The following is a 25,881-nucleotide window of genomic DNA, read 5'->3' as shown; positions in this document are numbered from 1 at the left end:
CTGATAAAAAACTATAATTTATAAAATGGCAATTTTAGGACAGATTAGGAGTAAGCCTTGGCTTTTAATGGGAGTAATAGCCTTAGCGCTTTTGGCGTTCCTGGTGAACCCCGATAGTATCGACAAGGTTTTTGGTAAGAATCCTGACGTTTTAGGAAAAGTAAACGGTGAGAAAATCACCCGCGAAGAGTTCAATGATCAGCTTTTCGTGCTGCAGCAGCAGGCTGAACAGCAAGGTCGTCCGAAAAACGGTCTTGAAGAGCAGGCTTGGCAGTTACTTGTACAATCCAAACTTATCAAACAGCAGTTTGAGAAACTAGGCTTTGAAATGACTGATGATTATTTCTGGAATCAGATCCAGTACGATCAGATGTTTGCTCAGAATCAACAGTTCTTTGATGAGAAAGGTAATTTTAAAACTCAAGAGCTTAAAAAAGAAATTGAAACATTACAAAACACCAATCCTCAGGGATATACTCAATGGTTGAAAACAAGAAAGACAATTGAGTACAGACTAATGGCAAGACAGGTGTTTACTAATCTTTCAGCAGGTATCACTACAGGTAAGAAAGAAGCTGAAGAACTGATGAAACAGAGAGATCAGCTTGCAGATATCGACTTTGTAAAAGTAGATTATGCAGCATATCTTCAGAAAACAAAGATCAATGTTACAACACAAGATCTTGCTGATTACATCAAGCAGCACCCTGTAATGTTCAAAGCTGAGCCAAGCAGAAATATCGGTATCGTATTTTTCCCATCTAAACCTAGTGCAGCAGATGATGCCGCAGCCTTGAAAGAAATTACAAAATTATATTCAGGCGGTACAGATGCAAGCGGAGGTACAGAAAACTTCCAGAATACTAAAAACGATTCTATGTTTGTAACGGCAAACTCTGATGCGCCATTCAACCCTCAGTATGTGAATCCTACTCAATTGCCTCCTACTATCAAAGATCAGATCACTTCAGCAGCAGTAGGTCAGACTTTTGGTCCTTATAAAGAGCAGGATGTTTATGTAGTATCTAAGCTTGTAGGTAAAAGACCTTCAGATTCTACTTTATCAAGACACATCCTTATTGCATTCAAAGGAAGTCCTGCAGGTGAAGGAGTAACAAGAACCAAAGAGCAGGCTAAGAAATTGGCAGATTCTATCGGTGCTATTGTAAAAGCTGCTCCTGCTAAATTTACAGAGTTCCTTAAGCTTTCCAATGATCCGAATTCTGCCGCTCAGGGTGGTAGCCTTGGATGGACAACTCCGGAAACGCCTTTCGTTCCTGAATTCCTTACTTACCTTGCGAACAATCCTAAAGGAGCTACAGGGGTAGTAGAAACTCAGTTTGGTTATCATATCATCAATATTGAAGATAAAAAAACGGGATCAATGGGTTATAAGGTTGCAAACCTTGTGAAAGCAGTTAAGCCTTCAGATGCTACTGAGGCTGAAACAGATAAAAAATCTAGAAAATTCATCCAGCAGGTTCAGGGGAAATCTTTCAACGATTTCGTGAATATTGCTAAAAAAGCTAATTACCAGTTTTCTAATCCAAAAGCGGCCAAAAGATTTGAAGGCCAGCTTCAGGGCTTAGGTACTGAAAAAGATGCAGAAATCCTTACCTGGGCTTTTGATAAGAAAAGAACAAAAGGAGACACTGAATTATTTACAGTAGACGGAACAGGTGATAAAATTGTAGTTTATCTGAACGGAAAACAAGATGCAGGTCTTGCTGATCCTGAATCGGTAAGAGACCAGATTGAAGTTATCGTTAAAAATAAATTGGCGGCAAAACAAATTTCTGATAAAATTGCAGCAGCAAAAGCTTCCAGCTTAGATCAGATTGCTAAATTGTTTGCAGCTCCAAAACAATCAGCTCAGGTGAACCTGTTGAATCCTTCAGTAGCTGGTGCTATGGAACCTAAAGTTGCCGGTGCCGCATTTGGTGTTGCAAAAGGTAAACTTTCCAATCCGGTTGAAGGTGGAACAGGGGTATATGTTTTGATCAAAAAATCAGAAACAGTAAACAAACAGCCAGGAGATCTTAAACAATTTACAGAATCTCTTACTCAGAGAAGTGCAGGAATGTTCGGACAGGCCTGGATGAAGAGCCTTCAGGACAATGCAGATATCGAAGATTACAGAATCGAGATCTGGAACAAGCTGGGGAATCAGCAGCAATAAGAAATTCATTTCTATAATATAAAAAGCGACAAAAAAATTGTCGCTTTTTTTTGTATTTATCGCAGAACAATAAAGGAAAAGATTTATTTAAAATGTATTATATTTGCTTATTAGAAAAAAATTAGCAAGTGAAGTTCAGTAAAGAATTAAAAGCTGGTGTGATTGCACTTCTAGCTATCGTAGGCTTTGTGGTGTTGTTTCAGTTTATGAAAGGGAAAAGCCTTTTTACTACCGACAATATATTTTACGCAAAATATGACAATGTGGAAGGTCTAGCACAGTCTTCGGCAGTCTCTATTAATGGTCTGAAAGTGGGCCAGGTAGATAAGATTATTCCTTTAACCTCAAAAGACGGGAAAATTAATTTCGTTGTAAAAGTGACCATTGATAACAAATTTGAATTTTCAAAAAATTCATCACTGGAAATCTTTGAGCCAGGCTTAATGTCCGGAAAAGAAATGAGAGTAAACCTTATGTATGGAGGCCCGACTGCAAAGGACGGTGATACCCTGAAAGGAGCTTTTAAACTGGGGACGTTGGGAAGCCTTTCTTCTCAGGTAGGTCCTGTAAAAGACCAGCTACAGGTAGTTCTGCATAGAGTAGACTCCTTAATGGCTAATGCCAACCAGATTTTTGATACTCAAAACAGAGCAGAAATAAAAGCGCTATTGGCTAACCTTAATAAAACAGTAGGCGCATTACAGACCACTGCCGGAAGTGTAAACAACCTGGTTGGGCACAATGATCCAAAACTGCAAAAGGTGCTGGATGAAGCAAGTCTTACCATGCAGAGTGGGAAAGTGACTTTGGATAAATATGGTAATCTGGCGCAGAGCATTGATACTAAGCAGTTGAATTCAACAATTGCCAACTTAGATGCTACCGTAGGAAAATTGAATCAGGTGATTGGGGGTATAGACAAAGGAGAAGGAAGTTTAGGTAAACTGATGAAGGATGATCAGCTTTATAACAATCTGAATTCCGCTTCTACTAACTTAAATTCATTAATCGAAGATATGAAAGCGAACCCGAAAAGATATATCAACTTCTCGGTTTTCGGTAAAAATAATAAAGACTAATACGCCTTATGCAGTACATCGATAACATTATTTTCCTGATTTTATTAGTGGCGGGATTTGGGCTGTTTGCCAAAAGCCTCCAGAAAATCTATAGAAACATCAGGTTAGGTCACGAAATCAATAGAAACGACAGAAAAGGAGAACGCTGGGAAACGATGGCTCGTGTGGCCATGGGACAGAGTAAAATGACAGCACGTCCTGTTGCAGGTGTTTTGCACGTTTTTGTCTATGTTGGTTTTGTTATCATTAATATTGAATTAATAGAAATTGTTGTTGATGGAATATTTGGTACACACCGTTTTTTATCAAGCATTTTTGGGCATACATTTTATAATTTCTTTACAGCAACATTAGAAGTTTTAGCACTTTTAGTAGTGGTTGGGGTTGTCATTTTCTTTATTCGTAGAAATTTTTACGGAGTGAAGAGATTGACGATGAAAGAACTTTTCGGTTGGCCAAAACAAGATGCCAACTGGATTCTTATCATTGAATTTGCCTTGATGATGGCTTTCTTTAAAATGAACGCTTCAGATTTTATTTTACAGTCGAGAGGTGTGTTTCCGGAACATGGAAGCTTCCCGATCAGTGAGATGACATTCGTTCCGTTTTTGGAAATCTTTAATTTTGATAACGGATTTTTGATGTTCACAGAGAAAGCGGCATGGTGGTTTCACTTTGTAGGGATTCTTTTCTTCATGAATTATCTTTATTACTCAAAACACCTGCATATTATTCTTGCGTTTCCAAGTACATGGTATGCGAATCTTGATAAAAAAGGAAAATTCAATAATCTTGATTCCGTAACAAAAGAGATCAAATTGATGATGGATCCTAATGCAGATCCCTATGCTGCTCCGGCTGAAGGTGCTGAAGCAGATGCACCTTCTAAATTTGGTGCAGAAGATATCTTCGATCTGAATCAGGTACAATTGCTGAATGCTTATTCATGTACAGAATGCGGTCGCTGTACTTCCGTTTGTCCGGCCAATATCACGGGCAAAAAGCTATCTCCAAGGTTAATCCTGATGAAAACCAGAGACAGGCTGGAAGAAGTAGGAAGAAATATCGATAAAAACGGGAAATTCGTTGACGACGGTAAAAAACTGCTGAACGACTATATTACAAAAGAAGAACTTTGGGCCTGTACCACATGTAACGCATGTACAGAAGCTTGTCCGGTATTGCTTGATCCGCTTTCCATTATTTTTGAAATGAGAAGATTCCTGGTGATGGAACAGTCTGCTGCTCCACAGGAACTGAACCTGATGATGACCAATGTGGAAAACAACGCGGCTCCTTGGCAGTACAATCAGGCTGACCGTCTGAACTGGGCATCGGAAAACTAGATAATTAATCAATTTGAAAATTTGAAATTGATACAGATCTATATCATTTCAAATTTCCAAATTCTCACATTTTCAAATTGAAAAAGAAATGGATTTCAATATAAAAACAATGGCAGAATATGCTGCCGAAGGAAAAGCCCCGGAAGTTTTATTCTGGGTTGGATGTGCGGGAAGTTTTGATGACCGTGCCAAAAAAATTACAAAAGCATTCTGCAAGATATTAAATAAAATAGGCGTTGAATTTGCTGTTCTGGGACAGGAAGAAAGCTGTACCGGAGATCCTGCAAAAAGAGCCGGAAACGAATTCGTATTCCAGATGATGGCTCTTACGAATATTGAAGTACTGAATGCGTACGAAGTTAAAAAAATCGTAACAGCCTGTCCACACTGTTTTAATACTCTGAAAAATGAATATCCAAGCTTAGGCGGACACTTCGAAGTTGTGCACCATACTCAGTTCCTTAAAACTCTGATGGAAGAAGGAAGACTGAAAATTGAAGGTGGAGCATTCAAAGGGAAAAAAATTACTTTTCATGATCCATGCTACTTGGGACGTGCCAACGACGAATATGAAGCTCCAAGAATGCTTCTTGAAAAGCTTGATGCTGAGCTTGTAGAAATGAAACGCTGCAAAACCAACGGACTTTGCTGTGGGGCAGGAGGTGCACAGATGTTTAAAGAACCTGAAAAAGGAAATAAAGACATCAATATTGAAAGAACGGAAGAAGCTTTATCCTTTGAACCTAAGGTAATTGCTACAGGATGCCCTTTCTGTAATACCATGATGACGGATGGTGTAAAACACTTTAACAAAAACACTGAAGTAGCTGTAAAAGATATCGTAGAACTTCTTGCTGAAGCAGAAGATTTATAATTGAAATCCTATACAGACTTATGAAGCTGGAATGGAGACTCTCCTTTTTATTTATCATTTCAATACTTGCCCTTCTTACATTTTGGAATTATCAAAACAGGGTATATGATTGGGATATGCCGGGTTATATGGGATGTATGTATATTTCCGAGTTCCCGGATTCACCGGATAAAGTCCGAATCCTAACATATGAGGAAATAAAAAAAGAGGCTCCTGCAGAACATTATACAGACATCATCGGAATAAAGCAGTGGGACATTCCAAGGCAGTATTTCGTAAAAAATACACAATCTTTTACAGAACAATTGCCCTATTTTCAGATCAAAGTAGGATATATTCTTGTCATTACTCTTTTTTATAAACTTGGGTTTACAGCACCAATGGCCGTTTTGTTTACCAGTCTTATATCTTACTTTTTTTCGGGGTTATTATTGTTTTATATTCTAAAACTCCTGTTTCCAAAGAAATATTGGCTTGCCATAGCTCTCACAATTGGTGCTATGATATTGCCGCCAATGACTTATATGTCCAGGGTTTCTACGCCGGATATGTTTATTTTCCAGTTTATGCTGATCTTTATTATCGGTTTAATAAAAAATTGGGATAAATGGCCCATGTTTGTGCTTCTGTTCGCTATTACTTTTATACGGCCGGATTATATTACATTTACGCTTACCTATATTGTTGCTGTTTTCTTTTTCCGTTATTTTCAGGAAAAGAAAATTGATTTTTCCTATATCGCACAGGGATCAGTACTTTTGATCATGTACCTGGCTATCATTAAATATTATCATTATCCCGGTTGGGAAGATGTCTTTTATGATACCTTCATTGATAGGAGACCTTTTATTTCCAATCATCCTGTAGACGTTAGTTTAAAGCAGTATCTGAGTATTATTTACATCAAAATTATTTACTTTAAAAAGGTAACTTTATCTTTAGCCATTATGATTGGGGTTATTTTCTGGCGTTCTAAAGATGCATGGATGAGGATGATCTCAGTCCTTTTTGTGGTGAATGTCTATATTAAGTTCTTTTTCTTTCCACAGTCGGCTGCATTAAGATTTTTCTTCCCGTTTATTTTTCCGGTTTTCATTATGATGCTTTATGTACTGAGCAAAAAATACAATGATCTTCAACTCGGGAAAATTGCGTAATTTTGTATTTACAATGATATAAGCATTCAATGATCATTAATGGTAAGAGTTGATTGTTTAATATATTGAAAAATAAATAGTTGTGTTATGAAAATTGAAGAATCTAATATTGTAGAAACCAACGACTACAGAGTCATTATATATCCGGCTTCAAGACCTCTTGAAACAAAAGAAGCGAAAGCCATTACTGAAAAACTGTTTGATTTCCTTGCCACATGGGCTGCTCATGGGAAACCACTTTCTTCTTCATTTAAAATTGAAAAAAATCAGTTTATCATCGTATGTGTTGATGAAGAAAAAGAAATGGCCTCAGGATGCAGTATTGATGCTTTAGGAAAGATCATGAGAGAAATTGATGAAGAATATCAATTGGGGCTTTTTGACAGAATGAAAGCAAGCTTTGTTGAAAATGGCGAAGTAAAAACTTTAAAATTAATGGATTTTAAAACCAAGCTGAGAAATGGAGAGCTTTCAAACGATATCCAGGTTTTTGATTTCTCAAAAAATACCTATCTGGATTTTTTAAGCCACTTTCTTCTTCCTTTGGAGAAGAGCTGGGCGGCTTCTATAAAATAATCGCTGGTAAGCTGATACAACAGAATAATCATTAAGTGGAAAATATATTTCCACTTTTTTGTTTTAATGTATATTTGTACAGATTCGAGTAGACTAATGCCTAAAGTACTTTTTTTAACGACATCCCACAGCTATAATGATGACCGGATTTTTTATCATCAGGCAAAAGCTCTTAGAGATAATGGGTATGAAGTGAAAATATGCAGTTTATATGCTGATTATAAAGGTACTATTGATGAGATTGAAATAGAATCATATGCCATTCTGGAAGAAAGTGTTGAAAAAAAAATGAAGACTTTCCGGAAAGTTTGTGATGATTTTCAACCCCAGATCATTATCTGTTCCGAACCTTTGGCTGCTGTGGCTTCAAAGGAATATGTAAAAAAAAACAAGGTAAGCTGTATTTATGATGTTACAGAATGGTATCCTTCCATGTCGATGCTTCAAAAGTACCGGTTTCCGATTAAAATTTTTCAGGCCGTAAAATTTTCTCTTATTCAGTTGTATGCCGGGCTTTTAAGCACCCATTTTATTTTTGGTGAAACAACCAAAAAGTTTCCGTTAGCCTATTTTTTCGGATTTAAGAAGAAGATCATTGTTCCTTATTACCCGGATGCTCTTTACATCAAAGAAAGTATAAAGAAACTCAATCCGGAGGTTATCACACTGTGTTATACGGGGCAGATTTCTAAGGATAAAGGAATTGAAAACTTTTTCAATGCAATAGATCAGCTTCGGCAAAAACTTCCTGAATTACATATTAGAATTCTCATTATCGGATCCACTGCTGAGGAAAGTGATGAATTCTACTTTTCATCATTATTGAAGAAATATTCTTTTGATGATATTGAGATCAGAAAACCTACCAATTTTGAAATATTTACAGCAGCATTTGCAGATGCAGATATATGTTTTGACCTTCGGGAAATTAATTTTGAAAATAATCATTCTCTGCCGATAAAGCTGTTTTACTTTATGGGAGCAGGAAAACCGGTAATATATTCAGATTTAAAAGGTATCCGGAAGCATATGGGAAAGCTTTCATTTGGTAACCTGGTAGATCCTCATCATGCAGATGCTATCTCGGATATGATCATCAATTATATCAGGAATCCGGAACTGTATCAGTTACATGCCCTGAATGCACAGAAAGAATTTAAAGAAAAATATAATTGGGAACTCATAAAAGATTTCTTTGTTGATTTTGTGAAAGAATCTATTGATAAATAATCATCATGCAGCTTACTATTATTAAAACTTTTGTCTCACGTTTTCTTATTCTGATCCTGAGTTTTGGGCTGGTGATCTATTCTACGAATATGTGGGGCAGTGAAGGAAAGGGAACCATTTCTATTGTAGTGGCCAATGCAGCTGCAGTGAGTTTTTTCAGCAATATTTTTTCAGGAAGCAGCGCTTCTTACTTTGCTTCAAGATTTAAAATAGAAAAGATATTATTATATGCTTATCTCTGGTCTCTTCTAACAGGTCTTTTAATCCCGTTTTTATTCAATCTGGCTTCTATCCAGGGTGAATATCTCTTATATCTTATCGGAATATCTGTTTTTTCTTCATTACTATCCACCAATATCAGCTTATTTATTGGAACACAGAATATTAAAAGGTTCAATCTCTATACAGTTTTACAACAGCTCGTTCATATTGTATTTATTGGAATACTGGTTTATCTGTTTGATAAAAAAGACGTGTCCGCCTATTTCCTTGCCCAGATAGGATGTCTTGCACTCCTGTTTCTCACGAGCTTTTTTCAGATTATTAAAAAATGTACTATTTCCGAGATATTCTTCTGTAAAGAGGTGGGCAGAAATATGTTTGAATATGGCTGGAAAACGCAGCTGAGCGCTTTTGTACAGTTCCTTAACTACAGACTTTCGTTCTATTTTTTAGAGTATTTTGAAGGTCTCGCCAGCGTAGGAATCTTTTCGATTGGGGTTACTTTTTCTGAAGCAATCTGGACGATTACGCGCAGTATTGCGGTCATTTTATACTCAGATGTGGTCAACAGTAAAAGCAGGGAAGAATCTATAGAGAAAACCAAAGAATCTTTAAAACTGACTTTTTTTCTGATGATAGGTTTCGTTTTGGGAATCATTATCATACCATCTCAGGTTTATGAAATAATTTTTGGGAAAGAATTCAGAAATACCAAGGAAATCATGCTCCTTTTATCACCCGGAATTTTCGCTATTGCAGTAAGTGATATGGTAGGACATTACTTTTCAGGAATGAGAGATCTCAAGATTCTTAATGTGAAGTCCATTGTCGGATTGATTGTCACGGTGATATTTTCTTTTATTGCAATACCCAAATGGGGAATTTTGGGGGCTTGTATGGCAACCACGTCATCTTATCTGGTCTCGGCAATGCTGTTGTTCACCAAGTTTTACAGTTCCACCCCATTTAGTTTGAAAGACTATTGGGTTTCAAAAGAAGAAATACAGCTTTTAAAAGAAAAATTCCTAAAGAAATAATTGTTCTGGTCAGTAGGCAAAACAAAGTCATTTCGCTATTTTTACAAATCTATTAAGTCATACTATGTGCGGAATCAGCGGTTATTATTCATTTCATAAAAGTATTTCCTCTACAAATATTCTGGAAATGAATCAGGCGCTCAGGCACCGCGGACCGGATGATGAAGGATTCTGGATGTATGATCATGGCGAGGGAGTTTCCTTTTCAGGAAATGATTCTACCCTAAAAATTAAAGAACAGTTTCCGGTTTTACAGGAAGGAGTTTCAAATATTGCCTTGGGTTTCCGTAGACTATCCATTATTGATCTTTCGGAAAAAGGGCATCAGCCCATGCTCTCTGAAAATGAACAGATCATCATCACCTTTAACGGAGAGATTTATAATTTTAAAAAATTAAGGAATGAGCTTGAGACTTCAGGACATGCTTTCCGGAGTATTTCTGATACTGAAGTTATTCTTAAAGCTTATGAAGAATGGGGGACAGCAGCCTTTGAAAAGCTGGATGGGATGTTTGCCATTTGTATTGTAGATCTGATCTCACAAAAGCTTATACTGGCAAGAGACAGGGTAGGAATGAAACCTTTGTTTTATTATCAGCGTGAAGAAGGATTGGTTTGGGCATCAGAAATAAAAGCATTGCTAAAAAATGAATGGGTAAAGCCTGAAATCAACTGGGATGGAGTGTATACCAACTTTCTTTTTCAGACAACACTGGCCCCGCAAACCTGTTTTCAGCATATTTTTTCCCTTGAACCCGCATCTTTTATGACCATAGATTTAAAAAATCAACAAATCACTAAAGAAAAATTCTGGAAGCTGCCACCGCCGTCTGCGAAAAAAATTTCTGAGGAAGAAGCTGTAAGAACAATAGACGAACTTCTTTCTGAAAGCATTTCAGAGCAATTGTATGCAGATGTTCCGGTAGCAGTGATGATGAGCGGAGGGATAGATTCTACCTTAATTGCTTCTAAGTCAAAGTCTTTTAGTGCCAATGTTAATACATACACCATATCGTATCCGTTTTCTGAAGAAGAAGTGAGAAACGCCTCGCTGGCTGCCAGACATTTTGGTGTTTCCCATGAGATAAAAAAAGTAAGTGATGAAGAAGCACTGGAGCAGCTTAAGGAAAACATCCAGCACTTTGAAGAGCCTTACAGCAGCTTTGAAGTGTTGATTAATGCTGCCAAATATGCACATGATAAAGATTTTAAAGTGGTATTAAGCGGAAACGGAGCCGATGAACTTTTTGCAGGCTATTCTCATACTTTGAAGCTGAACAGATGGCTTCTGATGAGGAATTTTAATTTTATAAGCCCTTTTATCTTCACGAAAGATAAGTTTTCGCAACGGGTAAAAAATTATTTCTCTCAGGATTATATGTTTGATTTTTTCAGACAAAGCCAGATCAGTATGATGCCTTTGGAAGCTAAAAACGTTATACAGCCGGATATTTACAGTAAAATTAATCCGGACCTTTCAGAATATCATCTTTCAGAAACAAAAAACTATTCAGCGTATTTTGAATATGATATGAAATATTCACTCTCTTCACATCACGTTTTCCGGGATGACCTCAGTGCAATGAAATATAGTGTCGAATTCCGTTATCCCTATCTGAGTAACCGTTTGATAGACTACGTATCGGCACTGCCGGAGAACATTCGGTTTAATGGAATCCAGAATAAACCTTTATTGCGTAAAACAGCTGAAAAATATCTTCCTGAATCCGTTTTGAATATGCCTAAAAAAGGATTTTCATTTCCGGTCAATTATTTCATTAAAAACGAAAGAAAAGTAAGTGACTTTATTACTGGAAATCTGGAAAGTTTAAAAAAGAGAAATTTCTTTAACGCTGCAGTGATTGATAAGTGGTGGAATCATCAGGAACATGAATATGACTGGGTAAAAATATGGCAGCTGGTGACTTTTGAACTATGGTATCAGAAATATTTTGAAAAATAAAGAAGCAGCCTAAAGATTAATATTTTACCTTTGTATTTATGATGAAATATTTTTGGTGCACTTTTGTAGCGGTTTTTGCACTCATCAGTTGTAAAAATGATGATGATTCTTTGCAGAGAATAGATCAGGTACTTAATATCTATATGAAAAACAGTGCCGGTCAGGATTTGCTGAACAGTAAAAAAACCGGATCTTATACCGGATTTTCTGTTAATGACGTTTTTGGAACGAAAGATATTTCTCCGGTAAGTATTCCATTAAAAATGACTACAGATTCATTGTTTTATATGGAATACCTGGCAGGTGCCAAAAGAAGACGCATGGATTCTATAAGCCCCGACAATCCGGGAACAGGAACCTCTTACTATTCCAGGATGCAGATTACATTTACAAAAAGTACCAACGTGAATGAGAATGTTACAGGGACCCTGGAAGTGCAGTATCGCAATACGCCAACATTATTTCAGGTTTCAAAGGTATTATATGACGGAAACGAAGTATTTTCAAAAGGTGCTGATGCCCCCACTTCAATAAATACCGTCACGATCACAAAATAATTTTTAAATTTGTACAATTGTTAGCTGACTATAGCTAAACATCTAATATTTAACATCTAAATAAAATGTTACAAGTCAATTTTCTGCGCGACAACAAAGAACGCGTTTTAGAAGGTCTTAAGAAAAGACAATTCAAAAATCTTGAGTTGGTAGACGAGGCTATCGCTGCCGACGACGAAAGAAAAAGAATCCAGTTTGAACTAGATTCCCAGCTTTCCGAAATCAACAAAATTTCGAAAGAGATCGGACTTTTGATGAAAGAAGGAAAAAAAGAAGAGGCGGAATCAGCAAAATCTAAAACAGCACAATACAAAGAGTCGAGCTCAGAATTGAAATCCCAGCTGGAAATTAAGGAAAATGACTTAGTGAATATCCTTTACCAGCTTCCAAATATTCCTAATGAATTGGTAAAAAGTGGTGCTTCTGCTGATGACAACGAAATTATTTTCCAGTCTCATCCTGTAGAAGGTCTTGGTGAAGGAGCAATTCCTCACTGGGAGCTGGCAAAGAAATATAATCTTATCGATTTTGAACTGGGAGTAAAAATTGCCGGTGCTGGTTTTCCTGTTTATTTAGGGAAAGGAGCAAGATTACAGAGAGCTCTTGTTCAGTATTTCTTAGACAAAAACGTAGAAAAAGGGTATACAGAAGTGAACCCTCCCCACGTTGTGAATGAAGCCTCAGGTTTTGGAACCGGACAGCTGCCGGATAAAGAAGGACAGATGTATTATATCAACGAAGATAAACTATATCTTATTCCTACGGCTGAAGTTCCTGTGACGAACCTTTACCGTGACGTATTGCTTGACGAAAAAGATCTTCCGATTAAAAATACGGCATTCTCACAGTGCTACAGAAGAGAAGCGGGAAGCTACGGGGCTCATGTAAGAGGATTGAACCGTCTTCACCAGTTTGAAAAAGTAGAAATCGTAAGAATTGAAAAACCAGAAAATTCTTATGCTGTTCTGGAAGAAATGGTAGAGCATATCAAAGAAATACTTACAGATCTTGAACTTCCTTTCAGGGTATTAAGACTTTGCGGGGGTGATACAGGTTTTGCATCAGCAATGACATATGACTTTGAAGTATGGAGTGCCGCTCAGGAAATGTGGCTGGAAGTAAGCTCTGTATCAAATTTTGAAACGTTCCAGGCTAACAGATTGAAGTGCCGTTATAAAGGTGATGGTAAATCTCAGCTGGTTCACACTTTGAACGGTTCAGCAATGGCATTACCAAGAATTATGGCAGCATTGCTTGAAAATAACCAGACTGCAGAAGGAATCAAACTTCCTAAGAAGGTTGCAGAATATGCGAGATTTGATGTGATCAACTAAATAAATCTTTTGATTTAGTATATAAAAAAAACCACCGGATTGCGGTGGTTTTGCTTTATTCTGTAACAATGATAATTTTTTTATCGGCGTTTTTGAGTTTTGTATCATTATCGTAGATAGCTTTCAGGTCGTATTCTATTCTTACTGAATGATCATCAATCTGTTTCAGCCAGTCGTGTTTCCCTGAAATGGATTGTATTTTATTTTCAAATTGTAATGTAGTACCTATCTTTTTGAAAAACATGATCATCATGCCTGCTGTTTTTTCAGTTTCTTCCTTTGAGCTTTTGGAGCGGATAGCTTCTTCAATACTTTTAAGATTAAAATTATCCGTATTAATCGTCAGGGTTTTTCCATCCCAGTTGTTATAAATATTCTGATCCAGTGGCAATTTCTCAGTTTTTGTAAAACTTTTCAGAGCCTGATAATCTTCCGGAAGAAAATGTTCCATTTTAAAAGAAAGTGCGGCCAGTTTATGATCTTCTTTTGTTGATTTCATGAAAATCTTTTTCATGATTCTGATTGAATCCGGATTTTCGGTTTTAAGTTTTCCTTCCTTTTTTGCAAGATCATACATACTTGTCCAGCTTGCAGGAAGTTTATCCATATCTCCAAATTCTTTCTGCTTTAACGAGTCCGGCGTCATGGCCATCATTTCTGCCATGAATTCTCTTGTATCGATATCGGTGACAGAAGTGGAAGCGGCATCTTTATGATAGACAATTTCAGAATTAATACTGCAGGATTGCAGCATAAAAAGACTTATCAGCAATAAGACAATGGTTTTCTTCATGGTGTATGTAAATGCAGTTTAATGGCAGTTAACGGCTTCGTTTGAATTTTTAATAATGGTCATCGCTTCTGCTTTTGGAGAAACATACGGAATTCCCAGCCCAAGACCTCTCAGAATAAATAATCCTCCCAAAATAATCATGATCACAGGAACAGCTTTTAAAACTTTTACCCTAAAGGCCTGACTCATCAGATTTCCGGCCAGAACTATGGCGAACATGAACGGAAGCGTTCCCAGGCCAAATAAAGTCATATATAAAGCTCCCTGCCATATTCCTCCTCCTGCAAGGCTGGCGGTAAGAGCCATATAAACCATTCCACACGGTAAAAAGCCATTTAACAGGCCTGTTGTAAATCTTGAACGGTAATCTGCTTTCTGAAGTAATTTTCCCAGATTCATTTTTACGCTGTACAGAAATTTAGAGAGAAAAGGAATTTTTGAAGCAAAATCTTTTCCGCCAAATGAAAATACAGCCATAATGATCAGAAGAACGCCGGCAGTAATGGTAAGATATTTTTGAAATCCTGCCATTTCAAATCCCTGTCCGATAACACCGAGAAGTGCACCCAATAATGAATAGGTAAAAATTCTTCCGAATTGATAGGTAAGGTTCTGAAGGTAAAAATTGGCAGCCTGTTTTTTGGTTAATCCCATCGACAACGCAATAGGTCCGCACATCCCGATACAATGGAAACCGGAAGCAAAGCCCAAAGCAATAGCCGATACAATAAGTCCTATTTCCATATCACATCATAATCCATTCGGTAGTCTGCTTTATCTTTTGTCCAACTTAATCTTAATGTGTAGTTTCCTACTTTCAATACCTGTGCTGGTATTGTGAAAGACTGGCTGGCATCAAGCTGTACAGATTTTTTGATATCTAAATTCTGGTCGTCGGTTCTGTTTAAAACAAATTTTACCGTAGTATTTGAGTTATTATAATCTTTTGGAAAAGTAATTTTAATTCCTTTGGAATCCTGGCTGTATACAGGTTTTTCCTGTAATTCATCTGCTTTTTTCTTCGCATCAATCACATCCTGGTACTTCAACTCCTCTTCGTAATAATTATCTGTTACCATTTCAGAGTTCTTCTGCCCGTTCGGAAAAAGAAACATCATGGATAATATAAAAACTATGAATGCAAGTAATGCAATTACAACACCGTGTCCCCAACTAAAGTTCTTCATTTTTTTCTAATTAAAATTGCAGTTTGAATGGTCCTTCAAAATAAGTCTGATATGAATCAATCAGTTTGCCTTTCATATCATAAACACCAATCGTGATATTTTGTTTAGAGAGTTTCATTTCATTTTCCGGGAAGCTGATATTGATGGTTCCTTTAGAAATTTTATCTCTGTCTACCTGAATTTTGCTTGATGCACTATAAGTAATTTCACCGTGTGCCGGGTCGATTACTTTGATGGTAACCATTTTCTTCTCATTCGTTTTATTCAGGAATGTATAATTATAGGTATTGGTAATTTTACCATCTCTCACAAAGAATGTGCTTCCTGCCGGCTTGATGAATTTAGCTTCCATCTCGCCACGGCTGTACAGAAGATATCCTAAGAATCCTACAAGAAGGAATAAGAATATAGAGAATCCTTTCATTCTTCCTGTAAACTTGAACTGGGTTTCTTTTTCAATTTCGTTTTCAGAAGCATATCTGATCAGTCCTTTTGGCAGGCCTACTTTTTCCATTACTTCATCACAGGCATCAATACAGGCTGTACAGTTGATACATTCCAGCTGCTGTCCGTCTCTGATGTCAATTCCGGTAGGGCACACTACAACGCACTGATGGCAGTCTATACAATCTCCTTTGCCGGCCGCTTTACGGTCTTCTCCTTTTCTCCATTTTGATCTGTTTTCCCCTCTTTTGAAGTCGTAGAAGACATTGATGGTATCCTTATCAATCAATACTCCCTGAAGCCTGCCGTATGGACAAACCAATGTACAAACCTGCTCTCTGAACCACGCAAATACAAAGTAAAATGCAGCGGTAAGAAGAATCATCACAATAAAATTGGTAGGATGGGCAAATGGTCCTTCACCAACAATTTTAAACACTTCTTCATATCCTACGATATACATAAACATAAAGTGAGTGATGATCAGTGAAATGATGATATAAACAGTCCATTTTAAGCTTCTCTTCCAGATTTTCTCACTGTTCCACTCCTGTCTGTCCAGCTTCATCTGCTTATTTCTGTCACCTTCAATCAGATATTCGATTTTACGGAAGATAGATTCCATAAAAATTGTCTGAGGGCAAATCCACCCGCAGAAAATTCTTCCGAATGCAATCGTAAAAACAATAATGAAAATTAAAGAGGCAATAGCACCTAAAGTAAGGATAAAGAAGTCCTGTGGATAGAAAGGCTGCCCAAAGATAAAAAACTCCCTGTCTATAACATTGAACATCAATAATGGGTTACCATTGATCTTGATGAACGGTAATGTAAAATAAATAACTAATAATAGATAGCTTACAATATTTCTATAGTTGGTATATTTCCCTTTTGGTTTTCTAGGAAATACCCATCTTCTTTTTCCGGATTGCTCCATTGTCCCTATAGAATCTCTGTAAGTTTCAGGGTCCAGAACCTGTCCCTGTCCGCCGCGTACTTCTATTTCTTCTATGTCTGACATATGTAATAGGTTTTAAAAAAGAAAAAACATAATTCGTTACTATTTTTATCTAATAACAAATTATGTTTTTTTCATATGTTTCTAATTTTTTAAATTATTCTTTTTCCCAATGTGCTTCAGTTCCTTGAGGAGCTGCTCCTCCCTGAGCCGGAGTCACTGGTGGTTGTTCCTGATTGATGTGGTATACATATGCTGCAATCTTTTCAATCTCTGCTCCTGAAACTTCTCCGTTTTTACCGAATGCTCTCATCGCAGGGTTCGTAGGAGAACCATTCCAGTCCATATGGAATACGTTTTTGAATAAAGTCTTCTCAGGCTGGTTGATCCAGTAGTTATCAGTAAGGTTTGGTCCGATACCTCCACTACCGTCTTCCTTGTGACAAGATGCACAGTTTGTTTTGAACAATTCTTTACCTTCTGCGATATTATCAGCTGAGTATTTAGCTGTTTCAATCGTTACAGGAGGCTGAGATTTCTGATATTCTTCAATACTGGCTAACTGTTCTTTATATTCTTTTTCATATTCGCTTAACGGGTGAGCGAAGTCTGTGAAAGAGTACGCTGCAATATATACAATACAAAAAGCGGTCCCAAAATAGAATAAACCTACCCACCATTTTGGCAGTTGGTTATCCAACTCCATGATTCCATCGAAACCGTGGTCGATAAGGATATCCTTTTCTTCAGTAGCAGATTGCTTTTTGAAAGCACTTTGGTATAACCTTTTGAAATAAGGCACTTTTTTCTCAGCTAAATAAGCTGCCTTTTCTTCAGGAGATAATTTTTTGAATTTGTTGTTTTCAATAAGGTCTCCAATTGCTCCATGAATATAAGCAAGGATACCGGCGATCACAACAGTTCCCCAGAAGTAAGGTGAAGAAAGGAACGCGTAGCTCTGTACAAATAAATAATAAAAAACTATTAAAAGTCCGATTATTATTAAGATGTTTATAACAACAGGTGTTCTTTGTTTCATAAAAAATAGTTTAATTTTTTAAATTAAAATCGTCATCTTCTTCATCCCCTAGAGGTGCCTCTTCTTCTTCTTTGTAATATTTTTTAGGTCTGCTAAAAACATAGATTACTAAAGCGATGAAGAACAGCATAAAGAAAATCAGAGCCAGTGTCTGGTAGAAGCCAGCATTTTCAGTATTGGATAATATATCTTTAAAGTTCTGAGGAATCATAGTATGAACTTTTTAACGTTTTTAGTTATTACTTGCTGTTTTGATTTCAGTTGTTTTGATATCTGTACCTAATCTCTGAAGATAAGAAATAAGAGCTACAATTTCTTTTTTCTCTAATTCTCCCTGAGGTCTCTTCGCATAAGCCTGCTTAAGGTCATTTGCTTCAGAGAAGATATCTTTTACAATTTTTGCTGATTGGTTATTTGCCCATTGATCTGCAGAATCGATTTCAGCCTTAGTATAAGGTACATCGAATACATTCTTCATCAGCTTCATTTTGTCTATCATCTTGGTTCTGTCTAGGTCAGTAGCAATTAACCAAGGATAACGAGGCATGATAGAACCTGCAGAGGTAGATCTTGGGTTATACATGTGTTTGTAGTGCCAAGAACTTGGGTTTTTACCACCTTCTCTATGTAAATCCGGTCCTGTTCTCTTAGAACCCCATAAGAATGGTCTGTCGTATACGAATTCTCCAGCCTTGGAGTATTGTCCGTTTTTCCCGTTGAATCTTGTAATCTCATCTCTGAACGGTCTGATCATCTGAGAGTGACAAGCGTTACATCCTTCACGAATATAGATATCTCTACCCTCAAGTTCAAGTGGTGAATAAGGTTTTACTGCTGAAATCGTAGGTACACTTTTCTTAAGAGATAGTGTAGGGATAATTTCAATGGAACTACCGATAGATATCGTAATGAAAGATAAGATACCTAATAATACCGGAGTTCTTTCTAACCAAAGGTGAGTACCTTCTCCTTCTTTTCTATTTTTGCTGATGTTTGCTAATGCTGGAGCTTCAGCAGGAACTTCTTTCTGGAATGATCCTTTTCTTACCGTAGCAATTACGTTTACGATCATTAGGATAGATCCTGAGATATAGAATAAACCTCCTACGAATCTCATTTTAAAGTAGGGAATAATAGCCGTTACTGTATCCAACCAGTTTTTCCATAATAAGGTTCCGTCCGGGTTGAACTGCTTCCACATTAATCCTTGTGTAAATCCTGAAATATACATTGGAACTGCATAGAAAATGATTCCTAAAGTACCTAACCAGAAATGCCAGTTAGCTAATTTTACAGACCAAAGTTTTGTTCTCCACATAATGGGTACCAAATAATAGATAACCCCGAATGCCATGAAGCCATTCCATCCAAGAGCTCCTAAGTGTACGTGACCGATAACCCAGTCTGTAAAGTGACCAATTTTGTTGATGTTTTTAGTTGCCAAAAGCGGTCCTTCAAACGTTGCCATACCATAACAGGTAACAGCTACTACGAAGAACTTAAGGATAGGATTTTCTCTTACTTTATCCCAAGCTCCTCTTAGCGTAAGAAGACCATTTAACATACCTCCCCAGGATGGTGCAATAAGCATGATAGAGAACCCTGTTCCTACCGCCTGAGCCCAAGCCGGAAGAGCTGTATACTGAAGGTGGTGAGGACCAGCCCAGATATATACGAAAATTAATGACCAGAAGTGAATAATGGATAATTTATAAGAGAATACCGGTCTGTCTGCAGCCTTCGGAAGGAAGTAATACATTAAGCCTAGAACCGGAGTCGTCAATACGAATGCAACCGCATTGTGTCCATACCACCACTGTACAATAGCATCTTTTACCCCTGCATATGCTGAATAAGATTTCCAGCCTGTGAAAGATAAAGGTACTTCAAGGTTGTTGAAGATGTGAAGCATTGCTACTGCAATCCAGGTACCAATGTAGAACCAGATGGCTACATAAAGGTGTCTCACTCTTCTCTTAGAAATAGTCAGGAACATATTGATACCAAAAATGATCCATGAGAATGCGATCAAAATATCGATCGGCCACTCGTGCTCAGCATATTCCTTAGAGGTATTGATTCCCATAAAGAACGTAACGAACGTAGCAACGATCATAAACTGCCAGGTCCAGAAATGTAGCCAAGACAATGTGTCACTGTACATTCTTGTTTTTAATAATCTTTGTAATGAGTAATAAATACCCGTGTAAACAATGTTACAAACGAATGCAAAGATTACGGTATTGGTGTGCAACATTCTGATTCTACCAAAACCAAATGCACCATGAGTGTTTATTAACCCTTCAATATTGCCCGATGCCAAACTTTTAATCGTTGTGTCATCCGTCCCGAAAAAGAATTCAGGTAATTCGGGGTAGAAAAGCATTAATGCCGCCGTAAGCCCGAACGTAAACCCTATAAGACCAAAGACAATGGTCGCATAAAGGAACGCACGGACAATACTATTGTCATAACTAAACTTCTGTGTTTCCATATCAACTATTCACTATTTTTCTCAATTTTTATTATTTTCTCCTATTTCTTCCTCGTCTTTATTTTTGTTGCCGGGTTCATCATTTTCTTTGACTTTTTCATCATCAAAAAGGATTCTGACAGCCGGAGATTCATCATCCTCAAACTGTCCTTTTCGGGCATACACTATAAATACGACCAAGAAAATCGCAGCTAAAGAAACACTGCAGAGGATCATTAAATATAGAATATCCATTGGACAACAAAATTAACCTATTTTCGGGGTTCAAATTTAGTGAAAAATAATGACATTCATCACGAAATGCCGATTTCATCTAATTTAAAATCAGTCTAAATAAGGGCGTTTACGCCTGTTTTTTGAAATATTTCCGGCCCAGAATCCAGGTTGAAAGTGTTGTAAAGGTAACTACTGTGATCGAGCTGATTGGCATAATGATGGCCGCAAAAAGCGGATGCATATGTCCTGTAACAGCGTAACTTAAACCAACAATATTGTATAGAAAACTGATTATAAATGTCATTTTCACAATGGTGATAGAGCCCTTGCAGACGTTCAGATAATGATCAAGTGTAACCACTTTGTCACCATTCATGATTACATCGGAAGACGGTGTAAAGCTGTTTGTGTCATCGGCAATGGCTATTCCCACGTTACTTTGTTTTAAAGCTCCCGCATCATTAAGTCCGTCTCCAAGCATGGCAACTTTCATGTGCTGGTCCTGAAGGTTTTTAATGTAGTTCAGCTTATCTTCCGGGCTTTGGTTAAAGGCCATTCCTTTGTAATTGGGAATAAGCTCCTTAAGCTGGCTCTCTTCTGAGGAATTATCTCCACTCAGGATAAATACTTTATAACCGGCTAATTTTGTGAACAGTTCCCTCAATTTCGGACGGTATTCATTTTTAAAGATGAATTTACCCAGATATTCGCCGTTTTTGCTGATGTAAACTGCTGTTTCAAGATTTTTAGGTTCCTGATTGTTGTAACGTGCTGAACCAATTTTATAAAGATTTCCTCTGATACTGGCTTCATATCCCTTTCCTGAAATTTCAACAAATTTCTCTACCGGAAAATACTCATCATTTACCTCGATAAATTCATAAAGAGACTTTGAAAGCGGATGGTTGGAGTTCTTTAATAACGTTTTAATATTCAAAGAATCAAATTCGCTGATTTCAGATCCTTCATATTTGATATTAGATCTTTTTCTGTGGGTAATGGTTCCGGTTTTGTCAAAAACAATGGTGTCAAGCTTTGCGATTTTTTCAATCGTTAAAGTATCTTTTACATAGAACTTATTTCGGCCTAAAATCCTCATAATGTGTCCAAAAGTGAACGGTGCAGACAAGGCAAGTGCACAAGGACATGCAATAATCAGAATCGCAGAAATAACCTGGAACATTTTCTCCAAATCAATAAATGACCAGTAAATTCCAGATACTACAGCGATACCTAAAATGATGAATGTGAAATATTTACTGATGCTGTTTGTCAGTGTGTCAAGTCCGGTTTCATGTTTTTTAAATGCTTCTTTGTTCCAAAGCTGGGTAAGATAACTTTGATCTACGTCTTTAATAACTTCAAGTTCTAGTGATGACCCGATCTGCTTACCTCCGGCAAAAATTTTGTCACCCGGCTGCTTGCTGATACTTTCACTTTCTCCTGTGATGAAGCTGTTGTCGATATTTCCTTCTCCGTTGATCAGAATAGCATCTACCGGAATGATTTCCTGATTTCTAACTAAAATCCTGTCACCTACTTTTACAGCAGAAAGAAGAATGTTTTCCTGCTTCCCCTCAAAATCCACTTTGGTTACGGCGATAGGATAGAAGGATTTGTAATCCCTGTCATAAGAAAGGGCACTGTAAGTTCTTTTCTGGAAAATTTTTCCCATCAGCATGAAGAAAAGAAGTCCGCAAAGGGTGTCAAAGTATCCGGGACCATAATCTGTTACTACTTCATAGATACTTCTTCCGAAGAGGACAAATATTCCCAGTACAATAGGGACATCGATATTGACAATTTTATTTTTTAATCCGTACCATGCGGATTTGTAATAATCAGAAGCAGAATAAAATACGACAGGACAGGCCAATAAGAACATCAGGGTTCTGAACAGCCCTTTATAATGTTCCATCCAGTAATCTTCTCCTCCTACATATTCAGGAAATGCCAGGAACATTCCGTTTCCGAAAGCAAAACCTGCAATGGCAAATTTTATCAGAAGAGATTTGTCGAGATGGTCAACATTTTTTTCAGCCGTTTCAAGACTGATCATAGGTTTGTACCCCAGATTTGTTAAAAAATTAGCCAGTTCGCTTAATTTCATATCGTTATGATTGAATGAAATCTGTAAGGTCTTTCTTGTAAAATTAACCTGCGAATATTTAATATGCTTATTTAATGTGTGAAGGCTTTCCAATAGCCAGATACAGGAAGAACAGTGGATTACAGGAATTTTGAATGTGACAAGACTGGTGTTTCCTTCAGAGAAATCGGTGACCTTTTCAAAGATTTCCGGAGTATCCAAATAGTCAAACTGAGAAGAATTTTCATCACCCGGACGAATTCCCGCTCCTTTATTGAGCTCATAGAAGTTGCTTAAATGATTTAAATTTAGAATTTCGTAAACAGACTTACATCCGTTACAACAGAAAGTCTTTTCATCAAATAAAATTCTCTCTTTTTCTATCCCTTGACCACAATGAAAACAGTTCTCGCTCACCCCATAAAATATTGAACTACAAAATTATAACAATTTTTTTTGTTTATCGTGTTAAAAAGTTCTATTTTTGTGATAAATATCATATAAAATGCCGCAGGAACAACAGATAGCAATTGAAGAGAGGTTCGCCAAAGTTTTTAATGATAAATCATTTAAGGAAAGACTTTCTAGCGCAGATTTTGAAAAATATATTAATGGCAAAAAGAAACTGAGTTTTCAGAAACATGACACCATTTTTGAGGATGGTGAAACTCCAAAAGGAGTATATGTCCTGGAAAAAGGTGCTGCCAAACTTTCGAAATCAGGAGCGTTCGGGAAAGACCAGATTTTAAGATTTATCAAAGAAGGAGATATCATCGGCTATCGTTCTTTGCTTTGCGGGGAAAATTTTCAGGCCAAAGCAGAAGCAATGACGGACATTGAATGTGTTTTCTTACCTGCTGATATCTTTATGTATCTTTTGGAAGTAGACCCACAGCTGTCATTTGTAATGCTTCAGAAAATCTCATACGAATTAGGAGAATCATCCAACACCATTACTTTCCTTGCACAGAAAACGGTAAGAGAAAGACTGGCAGAAATTCTGTTGCTTCTGGAACAGAAACTGGGAGTAGATCCTGAAGGTTTTATCAAGATCTCTTTGACAAGGGAAGAAATTGCCAATATTATTGGTACGGCTACAGAAAGCGCCATCCGTCTGATTTCGGAATTCAAGCAGGATAGCCTGATTGAAGTCGACGGAAGAAATATCAAAATCTTAAATCACGACAAACTCATGAAACTCGGTCACGTAGTTTTATAAATCATACAAAAACTTAAGTCGGCTCAGGGCCGACTTTTTAACTTTTAAAAATAGATAAATTATGTCTGTTCACTCTGAAATTAAAAAAGTTACGACTGAAACCTTGCGTAAAATGAAATTCGACAAGGAAAAAATAACAATGCTTACAGCCTATGATTTTACCACCGCAAAGATGGTAGATGCAGGTGGAGTAGACGCTATTTTGATTGGAGACTCTGCAGCGAATGTAATGGCCGGTTTTGAAACTACATTACCTATTACGCTGGATCAAATGATCTATCATGCTCAAAGTGTGGTAAGAGGAACCGACAGAGCTTTGGTAGTAGCAGATTTACCTTTCGGAACTTATCAGAGTAATCCAGAAAAAGCATTGGAGTCTGCGGTAAGAATGATGAAGGAAGGTGGAGCGCATGCCGTGAAAATTGAAGGCGGAAAAGAAATTTCCAAGTCTATCAAAAAAATCATCAATGCCGGAATTCCGGTCATGGGCCATTTGGGATTAACACCACAGTCGATTTATAAATTCGGAACGTATAAAGTAAGAGCTAAAGAAGAGGCAGAAGCTGAAAAACTGATCGCTGATGCACAACTTTTGGAAGAATTAGGATGTTTTTCAATCGTATTGGAGAAAATTCCTGCAGATTTAGCGAAAAAAGTGACTGAGAGCATTTCTATTCCTACCATCGGAATCGGGGCTGGAGCAGATTGTGACGGACAGGTTTTGGTATATCACGATATGGTAGGAATGAACAAAGGTTTCAGCCCGAAATTCTTAAGAAGATACCTTGACCTTTACACAGAAATTACAGGAGCAGTTTCTCAATATGTGAAAGATGTGAAGAATGTAGAGTTTCCAAACGAAAACGAAAGCTATTAATCTATGCAGAATCAACAATCTATCCAGGGAATATTATCTATTGCAGCACTGATTTGTCTTGCTGTGGGATGGTTTAATCTATTCTCTCCGGAAATTAATCATTTACTTTCAAGAAAAGTTTTTTATGTGCTGATAGGCGCAAGCTTCTTTATTCAGGCTCCGCTGCTTACCAACAAAAACTTTGTTTATGCAATGTATGCGGCCGCTGCAATCTGTGTACTGGGAGCATTCATTCCGGAAGATTCAAAGCTTTCAGCCTTAAAAACAGTGGGGCTTCTGGCGGGAATCATCCTGTCATTATCCAATAGAAGAAGATAGACTGAAGAAATATGAAGGAGCAGATTATCTATGAAGACAACCATCTTCTGGTGATTAATAAAAAGGTTGGCCAGCTCGTTCAGGGTGATAAGACCGGTGATGAATCACTATTAGAATCCATCAAGAATTTTATAAAAATAAGAGATGCTAAGCCGGGAAATGTTTTTCTCGGCTTGGTTCATCGTATAGACCGGCCTACATCTGGCTTAGTGATCTACGCAAAAACGTCCAAAGCACTTTCCCGCCTTACACAGATGGTGAAAAACCGTGAAGTGAAAAAAACGTATTGGGCGGTTGTGGGTAAAGAAATGATTCCCCAAAGTCAGAAATTGGTACATTATTTAAAGAAAAATGAAAAAAATAATAAAGCCATCGTCTTTCCAAAAGCTACAGAAGGAGCAAAAGAAGCCATTCTTACCTATCATGTGATCAAAACACTGGATAATTACCTCCTCTTGGAAATTGATCTTGAAACCGGAAGACATCATCAGATCAGAGCACAGCTATCCAAAACCGGAGTTCCGATTAAAGGAGACCTGAAATATGGCGCACCACGTTCCAATCCGGATGGAGGAATCAATCTTCATGCAAGGAAACTGGAGTTTATTCATCCGGTTACCAAAGAAAACATTGAAATCATAGCTCCCGTTCCGCAGAATGATGCAATCTGGAGAGCTTGTGAAGACTAAATAT

General features: G+C 37.3%; 24 protein-coding genes. 15 read left to right on the top strand and 9 right to left on the bottom strand.

Features of this window, described 5'->3' with window-relative positions:
• Positions 1 to 25 precede the first annotated feature (25 nt).
• The 11 genes from ACP3T3_RS13480 to serS all read left to right on the top strand — a co-directional run bounded on the left by ACP3T3_RS13480 (position 26) and on the right by serS (position 13,554).
• On the top strand, positions 26 to 2,179 hold the full coding sequence (locus ACP3T3_RS13480) for a SurA N-terminal domain-containing protein (protein WP_426476360.1): 2,154 nt from the start codon (positions 26 to 28) through the stop codon (positions 2,177 to 2,179).
• A 128-nt stretch (positions 2,180 to 2,307) separates the two neighbouring features.
• A complete protein-coding gene (locus tag ACP3T3_RS13475) occupies positions 2,308 to 3,258 on the top strand; it encodes an MlaD family protein (RefSeq protein ID WP_426476359.1) in 951 nt (316 codons plus the stop codon).
• Positions 3,259 to 3,266: 8 nt separating this feature from the next.
• The gene (locus ACP3T3_RS13470; RefSeq protein WP_426476358.1) at positions 3,267 to 4,604 is read left to right on the top strand and encodes a 4Fe-4S dicluster domain-containing protein; all 1,338 of its coding nucleotides are present in this window, start codon (positions 3,267 to 3,269) and stop codon (positions 4,602 to 4,604) included.
• An 88-nt stretch (positions 4,605 to 4,692) separates the two neighbouring features.
• Positions 4,693 to 5,478 (top strand): (Fe-S)-binding protein, encoded by a 786-nt coding sequence (locus ACP3T3_RS13465; protein ID WP_047097183.1) that lies wholly within the window; start codon positions 4,693 to 4,695, stop codon positions 5,476 to 5,478.
• 20 nt (positions 5,479 to 5,498) lie between these two features.
• Positions 5,499 to 6,635, top strand: coding sequence for a hypothetical protein (locus ACP3T3_RS13460; RefSeq protein ID WP_426476357.1), 1,137 nt, complete (start codon positions 5,499 to 5,501; stop codon positions 6,633 to 6,635).
• Positions 6,636 to 6,722: 87 nt separating this feature from the next.
• Positions 6,723 to 7,211, top strand: coding sequence for a hypothetical protein (locus tag ACP3T3_RS13455; RefSeq protein WP_426476356.1), 489 nt, complete (start codon positions 6,723 to 6,725; stop codon positions 7,209 to 7,211).
• 96 nt (positions 7,212 to 7,307) lie between these two features.
• On the top strand, positions 7,308 to 8,441 hold the full coding sequence (locus ACP3T3_RS13450; RefSeq protein ID WP_426476355.1) for a glycosyltransferase: 1,134 nt from the start codon (positions 7,308 to 7,310) through the stop codon (positions 8,439 to 8,441).
• Between the two features lie 5 nt (positions 8,442 to 8,446).
• Positions 8,447 to 9,700, top strand: coding sequence for a lipopolysaccharide biosynthesis protein (locus tag ACP3T3_RS13445; protein WP_426476354.1), 1,254 nt, complete (start codon positions 8,447 to 8,449; stop codon positions 9,698 to 9,700).
• A gap of 64 nt (positions 9,701 to 9,764) precedes the next feature.
• A complete protein-coding gene (asnB, locus tag ACP3T3_RS13440; RefSeq protein ID WP_426476353.1) occupies positions 9,765 to 11,663 on the top strand; it encodes an asparagine synthase (glutamine-hydrolyzing) in 1,899 nt (632 codons plus the stop codon).
• Between the two features lie 38 nt (positions 11,664 to 11,701).
• Positions 11,702 to 12,220, top strand: coding sequence for a hypothetical protein (locus ACP3T3_RS13435; RefSeq protein ID WP_426476352.1), 519 nt, complete (start codon positions 11,702 to 11,704; stop codon positions 12,218 to 12,220).
• A 65-nt stretch (positions 12,221 to 12,285) separates the two neighbouring features.
• Entirely contained in the window at positions 12,286 to 13,554 is a 1,269-nt protein-coding gene (gene serS, locus ACP3T3_RS13430; protein ID WP_426476351.1) for a serine--tRNA ligase, read from the top strand.
• Positions 13,555 to 13,609: 55 nt separating this feature from the next.
• Here serS and ACP3T3_RS13425 read toward each other — a convergent pair whose 3' ends face one another.
• The 9 genes from ACP3T3_RS13425 to ACP3T3_RS13385 all read right to left on the bottom strand — a co-directional run bounded on the left by ACP3T3_RS13425 (position 13,610) and on the right by ACP3T3_RS13385 (position 23,191).
• Positions 13,610 to 14,347 (bottom strand): hypothetical protein, encoded by a 738-nt coding sequence (locus ACP3T3_RS13425; RefSeq protein ID WP_426476350.1) that lies wholly within the window; start codon positions 14,345 to 14,347, stop codon positions 13,610 to 13,612.
• 18 nt (positions 14,348 to 14,365) lie between these two features.
• A complete protein-coding gene (locus ACP3T3_RS13420; protein WP_426476349.1) occupies positions 14,366 to 15,091 on the bottom strand; it encodes a sulfite exporter TauE/SafE family protein in 726 nt (241 codons plus the stop codon).
• Positions 15,082 to 15,534 carry a FixH family protein gene (locus tag ACP3T3_RS13415; RefSeq protein ID WP_426476348.1) on the bottom strand — a complete coding sequence of 151 codons (453 nt, stop codon included), beginning with the start codon at positions 15,532 to 15,534 and terminating at the stop codon, positions 15,082 to 15,084. The genes ACP3T3_RS13420 and ACP3T3_RS13415 overlap by 10 nt, the downstream gene beginning before the upstream one ends.
• A 10-nt stretch (positions 15,535 to 15,544) precedes the next feature.
• Entirely contained in the window at positions 15,545 to 16,999 is a 1,455-nt protein-coding gene (ccoG, locus tag ACP3T3_RS13410; RefSeq protein WP_426476347.1) for a cytochrome c oxidase accessory protein CcoG, read from the bottom strand.
• A gap of 94 nt (positions 17,000 to 17,093) precedes the next feature.
• A complete protein-coding gene (locus tag ACP3T3_RS13405) occupies positions 17,094 to 17,975 on the bottom strand; it encodes a cbb3-type cytochrome c oxidase N-terminal domain-containing protein (RefSeq protein ID WP_426476346.1) in 882 nt (293 codons plus the stop codon).
• 10 nt (positions 17,976 to 17,985) lie between these two features.
• Positions 17,986 to 18,186, bottom strand: a complete 201-nt coding sequence (locus ACP3T3_RS13400) for a cbb3-type cytochrome oxidase subunit 3 (RefSeq protein ID WP_047381685.1) — start codon at positions 18,184 to 18,186, stop codon at positions 17,986 to 17,988.
• 21 nt (positions 18,187 to 18,207) lie between these two features.
• Positions 18,208 to 20,469: a cytochrome-c oxidase, cbb3-type subunit I gene (ccoN, locus tag ACP3T3_RS13395; RefSeq protein ID WP_426476345.1), complete on the bottom strand. Its 2,262-nt coding sequence runs from the start codon at positions 20,467 to 20,469 to the stop codon at positions 18,208 to 18,210.
• Positions 20,470 to 20,490: 21 nt separating this feature from the next.
• A complete protein-coding gene (gene ccoS / locus ACP3T3_RS13390) occupies positions 20,491 to 20,703 on the bottom strand; it encodes a cbb3-type cytochrome oxidase assembly protein CcoS (RefSeq protein ID WP_426476344.1) in 213 nt (70 codons plus the stop codon).
• A 109-nt stretch (positions 20,704 to 20,812) separates the two neighbouring features.
• Positions 20,813 to 23,191 carry a heavy metal translocating P-type ATPase gene (locus ACP3T3_RS13385; RefSeq protein WP_426476343.1) on the bottom strand — a complete coding sequence of 793 codons (2,379 nt, stop codon included), beginning with the start codon at positions 23,189 to 23,191 and terminating at the stop codon, positions 20,813 to 20,815.
• An 88-nt stretch (positions 23,192 to 23,279) separates the two neighbouring features.
• Here ACP3T3_RS13385 and ACP3T3_RS13380 point away from each other — a divergent pair, with 88 nt between their 5' ends.
• From ACP3T3_RS13380 to ACP3T3_RS13365, 4 genes are all read left to right on the top strand, one after another.
• Positions 23,280 to 23,993 carry a Crp/Fnr family transcriptional regulator gene (locus tag ACP3T3_RS13380; protein WP_230032601.1) on the top strand — a complete coding sequence of 238 codons (714 nt, stop codon included), beginning with the start codon at positions 23,280 to 23,282 and terminating at the stop codon, positions 23,991 to 23,993.
• Between the two features lie 61 nt (positions 23,994 to 24,054).
• Positions 24,055 to 24,870 carry a 3-methyl-2-oxobutanoate hydroxymethyltransferase gene (gene panB / locus ACP3T3_RS13375; protein WP_110009902.1) on the top strand — a complete coding sequence of 272 codons (816 nt, stop codon included), beginning with the start codon at positions 24,055 to 24,057 and terminating at the stop codon, positions 24,868 to 24,870.
• Positions 24,871 to 24,873: 3 nt separating this feature from the next.
• A complete protein-coding gene (locus ACP3T3_RS13370) occupies positions 24,874 to 25,188 on the top strand; it encodes a hypothetical protein (RefSeq protein WP_426476342.1) in 315 nt (104 codons plus the stop codon).
• 11 nt (positions 25,189 to 25,199) lie between these two features.
• Positions 25,200 to 25,877 (top strand): RluA family pseudouridine synthase, encoded by a 678-nt coding sequence (locus ACP3T3_RS13365; RefSeq protein ID WP_426476341.1) that lies wholly within the window; start codon positions 25,200 to 25,202, stop codon positions 25,875 to 25,877.
• Positions 25,878 to 25,881: the final 4 nt, after the last annotated feature.

The sequence above is a fragment of the Chryseobacterium sp. CBSDS_008 genome (assembly GCF_049959325.1).
Lineage (GTDB): Bacteria > Bacteroidota > Bacteroidia > Flavobacteriales > Weeksellaceae > Chryseobacterium.
Note: the sequence above shows the minus strand (reverse complement) of the source record. Positions and strands in the feature narration are given on the sequence as shown.